The sequence below is a fragment of the Streptomyces lonarensis genome (assembly GCF_012033735.1).
GTDB lineage: Bacteria > Actinomycetota > Actinomycetes > Streptomycetales > Streptomycetaceae > Streptomyces > Streptomyces lonarensis.
Map to the genome: position 1 here is coordinate 1 of NZ_JAAVJD010000196.1, position 9,885 is coordinate 9,885.

The 9,885-nt window shown below is 74.7% G+C and carries 9 protein-coding genes; 5 read left to right on the top strand and 4 right to left on the bottom strand.

Going from position 1 to position 9,885, the window contains the following annotated elements; all coding sequences use genetic code 11:
• Positions 1-20: 20 nt before the first annotated feature.
• A complete protein-coding gene (locus HCN56_RS19770) occupies positions 21-1,676 on the bottom strand; it encodes an FAD-binding dehydrogenase (protein ID WP_167973049.1) in 1,656 nt (551 codons plus the stop codon).
• A gap of 142 nt (positions 1,677-1,818) precedes the next feature.
• On the opposite strand from HCN56_RS19770, the gene HCN56_RS19775 reads away from it, so the two are divergent.
• Genes HCN56_RS19775 through HCN56_RS19785 form a run of 3 tightly spaced genes read left to right on the top strand, consistent with a single transcriptional unit; the run spans position 1,819 to position 3,118 of the window.
• Positions 1,819-2,325: an NUDIX domain-containing protein gene (locus tag HCN56_RS19775; protein WP_245246772.1), complete on the top strand. Its 507-nt coding sequence runs from the start codon at positions 1,819-1,821 to the stop codon at positions 2,323-2,325.
• Positions 2,326-2,352: 27 nt separating this feature from the next.
• Positions 2,353-2,742 (top strand): YidH family protein, encoded by a 390-nt coding sequence (locus HCN56_RS19780; protein ID WP_167934581.1) that lies wholly within the window; start codon positions 2,353-2,355, stop codon positions 2,740-2,742.
• 34 nt (positions 2,743-2,776) lie between these two features.
• Positions 2,777-3,118, top strand: a complete 342-nt coding sequence (locus tag HCN56_RS19785; RefSeq protein WP_167973054.1) for a DUF202 domain-containing protein — start codon at positions 2,777-2,779, stop codon at positions 3,116-3,118.
• 191 nt (positions 3,119-3,309) lie between these two features.
• Here the strand turns inward: HCN56_RS19785 and HCN56_RS19790 are convergent, their stop codons facing one another.
• The 3 genes from HCN56_RS19790 to HCN56_RS19800 all read right to left on the bottom strand — a co-directional run bounded on the left by HCN56_RS19790 (position 3,310) and on the right by HCN56_RS19800 (position 6,753).
• Positions 3,310-4,659: an SPFH domain-containing protein gene (locus HCN56_RS19790; protein ID WP_167973055.1), complete on the bottom strand. Its 1,350-nt coding sequence runs from the start codon at positions 4,657-4,659 to the stop codon at positions 3,310-3,312.
• The gene (locus HCN56_RS19795; protein WP_209312959.1) at positions 4,660-6,423 is read right to left on the bottom strand and encodes an SPFH domain-containing protein; all 1,764 of its coding nucleotides are present in this window, start codon (positions 6,421-6,423) and stop codon (positions 4,660-4,662) included.
• A gap of 147 nt (positions 6,424-6,570) precedes the next feature.
• Complete coding sequence (locus HCN56_RS19800) at positions 6,571-6,753, bottom strand: hypothetical protein (RefSeq protein WP_167973059.1); 183 nt, start codon at positions 6,751-6,753, stop codon at positions 6,571-6,573.
• A gap of 156 nt (positions 6,754-6,909) precedes the next feature.
• Between HCN56_RS19800 and HCN56_RS19805 the strand changes: the two genes are divergently transcribed.
• Both HCN56_RS19805 and HCN56_RS19810 read left to right on the top strand, forming a co-directional pair.
• Entirely contained in the window at positions 6,910-8,265 is a 1,356-nt protein-coding gene (locus tag HCN56_RS19805) for an NsdA family TPR-like regulatory protein (RefSeq protein ID WP_167973061.1), read from the top strand.
• A 469-nt stretch (positions 8,266-8,734) separates the two neighbouring features.
• On the top strand, positions 8,735-9,856 hold the full coding sequence (locus HCN56_RS19810) for a TerC family protein (protein ID WP_167973063.1): 1,122 nt from the start codon (positions 8,735-8,737) through the stop codon (positions 9,854-9,856).
• The last annotated feature ends 29 nt before the right edge of the window (positions 9,857-9,885 follow it).

The following is a 9,885-nucleotide window of genomic DNA, read 5'->3' on the forward strand; positions in this document are numbered from 1 at the left end:
GGGCCGGCCCGGGGGCCGCCTCAGCCGACGGCGGCAGCGGCGGCCCGGCCCGCGGCCCGCCCCGAGAACAGGCACCCGCCGAGGAAGGTGCCCTCCAGCGCCCGGTAGCCGTGGAGCCCGCCGCCGCCGAAGCCGGCGGCCTCTCCGGCCGCGTACACCCCGGGCAGCGGTCGGCCGCCCTCGCGGAGCACCCGGCCGGTCAGGTCGGTCTCCAGCCCGCCGAGGGTCTTCCGGGTGAGCAGCCGCAACCGCACCGCGATCAGCGGCCCCGCCGCCGGGTCCAGCAGCCGATGCGGCGAGGCGACCCGGATCAGCCGGTCCCCCAGGTAGGCGCGGGCGCCCCGCACCGCGGTGAGCTGCAGGTCCTTGCTGAAGCGGTTGCCGACCTCGCGGTCGCGCGCCTCGACCTCGCGCCGCAGCCGCGCCTCGTCGATCAGCGCCTCCCCGGTCACGGCGTTCATGCCGCGTGCCAGGGCGCCCAGGTCGCGCTCGACGACGAAGTCCTCGCCCTGCCGCATGAAGGCCCGCACCGGTCCCGGCGCGCCGCCGCGGGCCCGGCCGAGGACGCCGCGGAGCGACTTGCCCGTCAGGTCGGGGTTCTGCTCCGAGCCGGAGAGGGCGAACTCCTTCTCGATGATCCGCTGCGTCAGCACGAACCAGGTGTGGTCGTGCCCGGCGGCCACGATGTGCTCCAGCGTCCCGAGCGTGTCGAATCCGGGGAACAGCGGCACCGGGAGCCGCCGTCCGGTGGCGTCCAGCCAGAGCGAGGAGGGGCCGGGCAGGATGCGGATGCCGTGTTCCGCCCAGACCGGGTCCCAGTTGCCGATGCCTTCGGTGTAGTGCCACATCCGGTCACGGTTGATGAGCCGGGCGCCGGCGCGCTCCGCGACCCCCAGCATCGCGCCGTCGACGTGGGCGGGGACGCCCCGCAGCATCCGCTCCGGCGGGCGGCCCAGCCGCTCCGGCCAGTGCTCGCGGACGAGGTCGGGGTTGCCGCCGATGCCGCCGGAGGTGACGACCACCGCCTGCGCCCGCAGCTCGAACGCCCCGACGGGGTCCCGGCCGGTCGCCGTGCCGCGCGGCGCGTCGCTGTCGGCCAGGACCTCGCCGCTGACGGTGTCCACCGCCCCGCCGGTGGCGGCGAGCGCGGTGACACGGTGGCGGTGGCGCACCTCGACCCGCCCGCGTGCCTGGGCGGCCCGCAGCCGCCGCACGAAGGGCGCCAGCAGGCCGGGCCCGGTCCCCCAGGTGATGTGGAAGCGCGGGACCGAGTTGCCGTGGCCGCCCGCGTCGTAGCCGCCGCGCTCCGCCCAGCCGACGACGGGGAAGAACCGCACCCCGAGCCCGTGGAGCCAGGCGCGCTTCTCCCCCGACGCGAAGTCCACGTAGGCCTGTGCCCAGCGGCGCGGCCAGTGGTCCTCCGGCCGGTCGAAGCCGGCCGAACCCAGCCAGTCCTGCCAGGCCAGCTCCCGGTCGTCCCGCACCCGCATCCGCCGCTGCTCGGGCGAGCCCACGAGGAAGAGGCCGCCGAAGGACCAGTGCGCCTGGCCGCCGAGCGACTGCGGTGGCTCCTGGTCCAGCAGGATCACCCGGCGCCCCGCGTCGGCGAGTTCGGCGGTGGCGGCGAGCCCCGCCAACCCCGCCCCGATCACGATCACGTCAGCGTCGTACGCCATGGTCTCCGTCCTTCGCGGCCACCCGCCGCGGCGGGCCCGGGTCCCCGGGCGGCGCCCGCCCGGTGCCACGATCTTCGGGAGCGGGCACCGCGGCGTCAACCGTCCGGGACCCTCCGTCGGGGCCGGGTGGTTGGATCGCCCCATGGACGAGGACGAAGTGCTGGACGTGGTCGACGCGCACGACGAGGTGACGGGGCGCGCCCCCCGCGGGGAGGTCTACCGCGACCGGCTCCTGCACCGCTGCGCGGCGGTGCTGGTGACCGACGGGCAGGGACGGATCTTCGTGCACCGCCGGACGGCCACCAAACTGATCCACCCCGGGCTGTACGACATGTTCGTCGGCGGCGTGGTGGGAGCGGGCGAGGGGTACGCCGCGGCGGCGTGGCGCGAGGCCCGGGAGGAGCTGGGCGCCCCGGGGCTGCCGGAACCCGAACCGGTGCTGCGGTTCCTCTTCGAGGGCGAGGGCGGGTCCTGGTGGACCTCGGTCCACCGGGTGCGGTGGGACGGCCCGGTCCGGCCGCAGCCCTCGGAGGTCGCCTGGCACGCCTTCCTCACCCCCGAGGAGCTGGCGGACCGGCTGGACACCTGGCAGTGGGCCCCGGACGGGCTCGCCGCGTGGCTGCGGCTCTCCGCCTCCCCGGGCCGGTGAGGGGCGGCGGGTAGGGTCACCCGGGTGATGGGACCCCTGCGCACGATGGGCCTGTGGTTCTCCCCGCGACGGGTGAGGGCCGAGGGCGACACCCCCGACTACCGCTTCTCGCTCGCCAACGAGCGCACCTTCCTGGCGTGGGTGCGCACCGGGCTGGCCCTGGTCGCCGGCGGCATCGCCGTGGACCAGTTCGCGACGGGGCTCTCCGGGCCGGTCCGCACCGTGATCGCCGTGGTGCTGCTGGTCGGGGGCGCCGCGTGCGCGGTGCGCGCGGTGAGCCACTGGGTGCGGTGCGAGGTCGCGATGCGGCGCGGCGAGGACCTGCCGGAGTCACGGTTCCCCGCACTGCTCGCGGTCGGCACGGCGCTGGCCGCGCTGCTGGTGGCGGTGGCGGTGGTCACCGGGGTGCTGCGGTGAGCCGCCGCCCGGGGGTGGGGCGGGGCGCGGCACGGTGAGCGCCCCGCAGCGCCCGGGGACCCCGGGGCCGCGCGATCCCGCGGCGCAGCCGGAACGGACCGCGCTGGCCTGGCGGCGCACCGCGCTGGCGTTCGCGGTGGTGACCCTGTTCGCCTGGCGCGTCCCGGCCGCCACGGGCTCGCCCGGCGGCTGGACGCTCGCCGCCGCGGCGGCGTGCGGCACGGCCGGGGTGGCCTTCCTGGTGGTCGCAGCCCGGCGCGGCGTGTGGCTGCGCGCGGCCCGTCCGGCGGCGCTCTCCCCGCCGGTGGCGGTGATGGCGGCGGGGACGGTCGTGCTGGCCGCGGCGGGCGGCGTGGCCCTGGTGCTGAGCCGCTGAGCCGCCGGGGGTCCCCGGGGCACGGGGCCGCCGGACACGGGGTCGCTGACCCGCCGGGGGCATGAGCCCACGGCAGGCGGGGCACCGCCGGTGCCCCGGGCACGACGAACGGCGCCGGGCGGACCGGTCGGTCCGCCCGGCGCCGTCGGCCGGTCGGGGTGGCGCCGTCGCCGGTGCCGCACCCCGGGGTGTCACTGCTCGTCGTCGCCCCGGTCCCGGGACCTCTCGGTGGCCCGCGCGCCGAGCGCACGGGCGGTCTCCGAACCGCCGGAGCCGAGCCGCGGCAGCAGCTGGGCGGTGAGCAGGGTGGTCAGCGCCGAGGTGTCCTGCGAGCCGCCGTCGGTGTCGACCACGAACGGCTTGGGCGCGCCCTTGGCCAGCGCGGTGCCCACGTCCAGCCGCCGCTGCGCCAGCTCGTAGCGGAGCACCGCGCGGTTGTCCCGGTAGGCCGTGGCCAGCCGCTGCTGGGCCTTGGCCTCGTTCTCCGCGGCGGTCAGGCCGGCACGGCCGCGGGTCTCGATCTCGAACCGCACCCGCTGCGCCTCGGTCTCCTGCTCCTCCAGCATCTGCGCGACGTCCTTGCGGGCCTGGTTCAGCGCCGCGTTGACCTCGACGATCTTGGCGTCGCGCGTCTTCTTGGACCGCTCGATGTCCATCAGGAGGTTGTCGATCCGCCGCTTGCGGGTCAGCTCCCACTCCTGCTCGTACGCCACCTTCTCCTTCGCCACCCGCTCCCGGGTCGCGAGGTGCTGACGGTACTGGACCGGGAGCTGCACGTCGGGGATGTTGCAGCCGGTGATCCGCACGCCGTAGCGGGCGAGCTGGCGGTTGAGCAGCTCCTGCATGTCGGCGACGTCGGAGCCGCGCAGGTCGTACGCCCGCTCGGTCGCGATCTGCCGGCTGCGCTGCCGGATCGCGTCCTGCACCGAGTTGGAGAGCACCAGGTCGAAGTTGCTCGCGCCGATGGTGCGGACGAACAGCACCGCGTCGGTGATGCGGAACTTCAGGAAGAACTCGATCGAGGTCAGCGGCACGTTCTCCCGCGTGGGGCACGCCACCACCGGCGCCGAGTAGGGGATCTCGGTGGAGGTGTCGACGACGAACTCCACGCGCGACCAGGGGTGCCACAGGTAGTGGCGGCCGGGGTCGAGCTCGCCGACGACCGCGCCGTACTTGGTCAGCACGCCGGTGGTGCCCTGCTCGATCTCGACGATCGAGGAGCGCCACCACCACAGCGCGCCGAGTACCACCGCGATGGCCCCGACGGCGTAGGTGGGCACGGCGACGGCGGACCAGGCGGTGCCGCCCAGTGCGCTGTCGGAGCGGGAGCTGCCGACCGACATCATCACGCCGGCGAGGAGGGCGAGGACGCCGAACCACAGCAGGACGGTCCAGGTGTTGCGGCGGCTGTTGCGCGGCATGACCACCGGCACCAGGGCGCCGTTGTCGCCGCCGCGCAGCAGGCGGGCGATGTCGCCCCAGCCCGCGACGTTCTCCTGGATGACCGAACCACGGCGGTCGGCCTGGGTGTGCTGGCTCATCTACTCGCCTTCCCGCGTGGTGTGGTCGCCGACGGTGCCGGGCGCGGGCCCCGCCGCGGGGTCCGGCGTGTCGCCGGGCAGCGGCTCGGGGTCGTCGCTCTGCACGGAGGCGCGGATCTCCTCCACCGCCTCCGCCCCGGGCAGTTCGTCGGTCGAGGTCTCCACCGGGGTGACGGTGGTGGCCTGCTCCGCGCTGCGCAGGGCGCTGATCTCCTCCTCGCGCTCGCTGATCCGGGCGGAGATCTCGTCCATGCGGCCGCGGATGACGCCCATGTCCTCCTCGGTGAACAGTTCGTCGCCCGCCTCGCCGATGATGCCGCGCGCGATGCGCAGGAAGTCGACGGCAGCGGCGTCGCCGGAGCCGATGCGCAGCACCTGCGGCAGCCGGTCGGCGACCTGCTCCAGCCGGTCCAGCACCTGCTGCTGGTAGCGGTAGTTGAGGATCTCCGGCGCCTCGGCGGCGGAGACGGCGCGGATGTCGAGCGCCTGCGCCTCCAGCAGCGCCGCGTTGGCGTGGGCCTCGGACTCGGCCTCCACGAACCGCTGGCGGGCGACGGCCCGCGCGCGGTTGGTCTCGCGCTCCAGGGCGGTGTCCATCTGCGCCTGGTACTGCGCGATGTCGGCCTGGATCGCGGAGAGCGTCTCGTTGAGGGTGGCGAGCTCCTTGGTGAGGTCGCCCTCGTTGTTCTCCTTGCGGAGCTGGAGCTCGTACTCGTGGGTGTACGCCTGCTTGGCGACGCGCACCATCTCCGGCGCCGCCAGGTCCATCCGGTACTCCTTGCCGGCGGGCTCGGCGTGCGTGATGTTGGCGTTGGTCAGCTCGACGGCGGGGCTGAACTGCTGGTTCAGCTGCTCCAGCAGCCGGTTGGTGTTCTCGCCGACCATGTCGTAGATCGCGGAGGCCTCCTGGTCGTAGATCAGGCTCCGGGTGGTCTCGCTGATGGCGTTGTTCAGCTTCTCCTCGAAGCCGCGGACGGCGCCCAGGGTGTAGATGAACTCGACGGGGTCGTTGATGCGGAACTGCACGAACAGGTCGATGGAGGCCTGCACGCCGCTCTTGGTCGGGGCCTCGCGGATCGGCGCGTTGAACGGGTACTCGCGCGTGGTGTTGACGATGTACGAGACCCGCTTCCACGGGTTGAGCAGCGTGATGCGGCCGGGGCCGACGACCTGCTCCAGCTTGCCGAAGCGGGTGATGAGTGCCTGGCAGCCGTCCGGGACCATGACCATGCCCTGCCGCCACCACATGAACGCGGTGGCGAGCAGCGCCATGACCCAGTAGTGGATGCCGAAGAAGGGGTTGAGCAGCGGTCCGTCGTCGGAGACGGCGCCGATCACCAGCCAGGCGACGACCCCGATCGCGATCAGCAGCAGCGCGGGGAACATCGTCACGAAGGTGCGGCCGCGCGGGATGACCATCGGGCAGATGACATGGACCGGGCCGGACCTGCCGCGCTTGAGCGAGGTGCGGTTGAGGACCTCTCCGGCGTTGTTCAGCGACGCCGTCTGCTGCTCGATGCGGGTGCCCACCGAGCCGCCCTGTTCCCGGGCGGCCAGGAAGTCGTCCGGGTCGGCGATGGCCTTGCCTGCGGGCGGCGAACCCTCTTCGTCGTCGTCGCCTCCCGGGAACTGCCGCCCCAGGGCACCGGTCAACGCTTCCCGTGGATCACCGCCCTGCGCCACGGACCGGGCCGCACTGCGGACATTCTGTGACAATGACACGCGTCCTCCCCCTTTCGTCGGATCTCGTGTACGGCACACCATCAGACCAACCCGCCGAGCCGGAGCGCCAGCCGACTTCCCGCTTACCGCAAATCGTCACCGGGGTGTGACCGGACCATGCCCGAACCGGGGCGAGCGCCGCACCCCCTGGGTGCGCCGGGCACACCCCGACACCCCGGGCCGCGCCGCTCACCCCCGGCGGTCGGCGGCGGCTTCACGCCCAGCGGTGAGCCCCCCGTCGGCGTCGGCCGGCGCGGGCGCCGGGGACGGCGCGTCCGACACGGCCCCGGCGCCGGGACGGGCGGCCGCGGGGGCCGGGGTGACGGCTGCGACGCCCGGGAGCACCGAGTCGTACAGAAAAGGATCATTCATGCGGACACCGTCCGCCCGTTCGCCGACCATTACCACCTCCGGGTGGCAGATCGCCCGGAAAGCTACCCGAAGGGGTGGTAAGGGGGCCAAGTGCCGCTCGAACGCGCCTCCGTGCGCCGCTGCCGGGCACCCGAAGGACTGTGGCATCAAGGAACCATGACGACTCGGCGCCACCCCAACGAACGGCTGCGCGCGCTGCTGCGCGAGGCCGACTGGACCCAGGAGGCGCTGGCGCGCGCCGTGAACACCCTGGGGGCGGAGATCGGCTGTCCGCTCCGGTACGACCGCACCGCGGTCGCCCACTGGCTCTCCGGGACGCAGCCCCGGACCCCGGCCCCGCAACTGGCGGCGGAGGCGCTGTCACGCCGCATCGGCCGCCCGGTGAGCCCGCAGGCCGCCGGCTTCACCGCGCCCGCGCCGGAGGCGCCCTCCCCCGATCCGGCCGTCGGCTTCGCCGACCTCTGCCGCGACGACGCCGCCAGCGACCGGCGCGACGCCCTGCGGCAGCGTCCCTACCGGGTCGCGGACTCGGTGGTGCCGGAGTTCCCGGCGGCGGTGCCCGCCCAACCCGCCCGGGGCCGCACCGGGCCTCCGCGGCCGCACACCCACCCGCCGGCCGAGCGCGCCCCGGCGCTGCGCGACGCGGCCTCGTTCTTCGCCGCCTCCATCGACAGCCACGGCGGCCACCACGCCCGCTCGGCGCTCGCCTGCTACCTCGCCGACGACGTCGTCCCGCTGCTGGCGTCCGGGACCCCGGAGCGGAACCGGGCCGAGGTGACGACCGCCGCCTCGCGGCTGGCCTTCCTGCTGGCGCGCATGTACGAGGACGGCCAACTGCACGGCCTGGCGCAGCGCTACTACTCCTTCGCGCACCGACTGGCGGCGGAGTGCGGGGACCGCACCTCGTGGTGTCTGGCCGTCCGGGCGATGAGCGCACAGGCGGCACGGCTCGGGCACCTCCCGTCCGCGCTGCACCTCGCCGAGGCCGCGGGGCGCGCCGCCGCGGGGGTGGCGCCCGCGCAGCAGGCGTACGTGCAGGCGCAGCTGGCGGTGGTGCTGGCCCGGGGCGGCGACCGGCGCGGGGCGTTCGGCGCGCTGGGCGCGGCGGAGCGCGCCGCGGGCCGGGCGGGGCGGGGCGACTCGCCGTTCGACGTCTACCCGACCGCCGCGCTGGCGTACCAGACCTCGGCCACCCTGGTGGCGCTGGACGACGTGCCGGGCGCCCTCGCGGCGCTGCGCCGGTCGCTGTCGGAGCGGTCGGCCGCGGACGTGCGGGGCCGCGCCCTCACCCAGGCGCGGTACGGTCGGCTGCTGCTGCGCGCGGGGCACCTGGAGGAGGCGTGCGTCGCCTGGCGGGCGTTCCTGGCGGGGCGGGAGCGGCTGCGCTCGGGGGACGCCGAGCACGCCGTGCGCGAGATGCGCTCCGCACTGCGCCCGTTCCGCAACCGCAAGGGCGCGGCGGAACTGCTCGCGCGGTCGGCGCCGAGCGGCGAGCGCCGCGCCATCGCCTGACGGGTGCGCCCGGGGCCCCGGCCGCACCCGTGCGCCAGGCGCGCCCCTCGGGCCGTCCGCTTCCCGGGCAGGGGGCCGCTGTGGTCCGCGTCGAGGCACCGGTGCCGCGCGCGGACGGGTGCGGCCCGGTCCCGACGCCGGCATCCGGCAGGAGGCAGCGGGCAGCGGGCAGCGGCCGGCGACCTCAGCGGCGGGCAGGGCCGCGGCAGCGCGCCGGCCCGACTGCCGGGCCCCCGACCGGCTGCCTGCTGCCGTGCGCCCTGGGCGCCGCCCGGGCCCGCCGCGGCGGCCTCCGCACCACACCTGCGCGAAGTCGAGACCTATCGGCGACAAACGGGCGGCATCATCGTGCGAGGAGCGGGCCGCAGGCCCAGGAGGCCCCACCGGTTCACCCGGGGTTCCCACCGTGGCCGTACTGTCTGCCGGTGAGCTTCTCCGCCATCGAAAGTTGAAGAGGAAACGATCTGCGATGAATGACCTGTCGTTCGCCGTCCCACTATGGGTGTGGGGTGCGGTCGCGCTCGGCATCTGCCTCATGCTGGCCGTCGACCTGTTCGCCCACCGCGACAACCACGTCATCGGCTTCCGAGAGGCCGCGATCTGGAGCGGCATCTGGATCGCCATCGGCCTCGCGTTCGGTCTGATCCTGCTGGTCTGGCAGGGCGGCGAGGTGGCGTCCACCTACTACGCCGGCTACCTGATCGAGAAGGCGCTCTCGGTCGACAACATCTTCGTCTTCGCGCTGGTCTTCACGTTCTTCGGCGTCCCGGACGCCTACCAGCACAAGGTCCTCATCTGGGGCGTCCTCGGCGCGCTGGTCGCGCGGTTCGTGTTCATCTTCATCGGCGCGGAACTGCTGGAGCTCTTCTTCTGGACCGCCTACGTCTTCGGCGCGTTCCTTATCTGGACCGGATACAAGCTGATCGTCTCCAAGGACGAGGAGGTCCACCCGGACCGGAACCCCGTCGTCCGCATCGTCCGGAAGATCATTCCGACCGATCCGAAGTTCCACGACGCCAAGTTCTTCACCCGCGTCAACGGCCGCCGGGTCGCGACGCTGCTCTTCGTGGTGCTGATCGCCGTGGAGGCCACCGACCTGGTCTTCGCCGTCGACTCCGTCGCCGCCGTCCTGGCGATCACCACCAACACCTTCCTGGTGTGGACCGCCAACGCCTTCGCCATCCTCGGCCTGCGCAGCCTCTACTTCTGCCTCGCCGGGCTGCTGCGCCGGTTCACGCACCTGCACTACGGCCTGGCGGTCGTCCTGGCCTTCGCGGGCGTCAAGCTGATCCTGTCGGAGACCCCGGTGGGCAAGCTGCCGATCCCGCTCACCCTCGGGGTGATCGTCGTGACCCTCGCCGTCTCGATCATCTGGTCGCTGGTCGCCACCCGCGGCAAGACCGCCGAGGAGCTCGCGGCCGCGGACGGAACCCCGGACGTGACCCCGGCGGCCGCCCCGGCCGGAACCGGGGAGGGCGCCACCGAGGCGCCCTCGGACCCGGCGGGGACGGACGGTACCGGCGGCGCCGCCGGGGACGGGAGCGGACGCCCCGGGGGTCCCCCCGGCAGCCGCCCGTCCGACTCCGCCTGACCACGCGGCCGCGGCGGCCGGTGCCACGG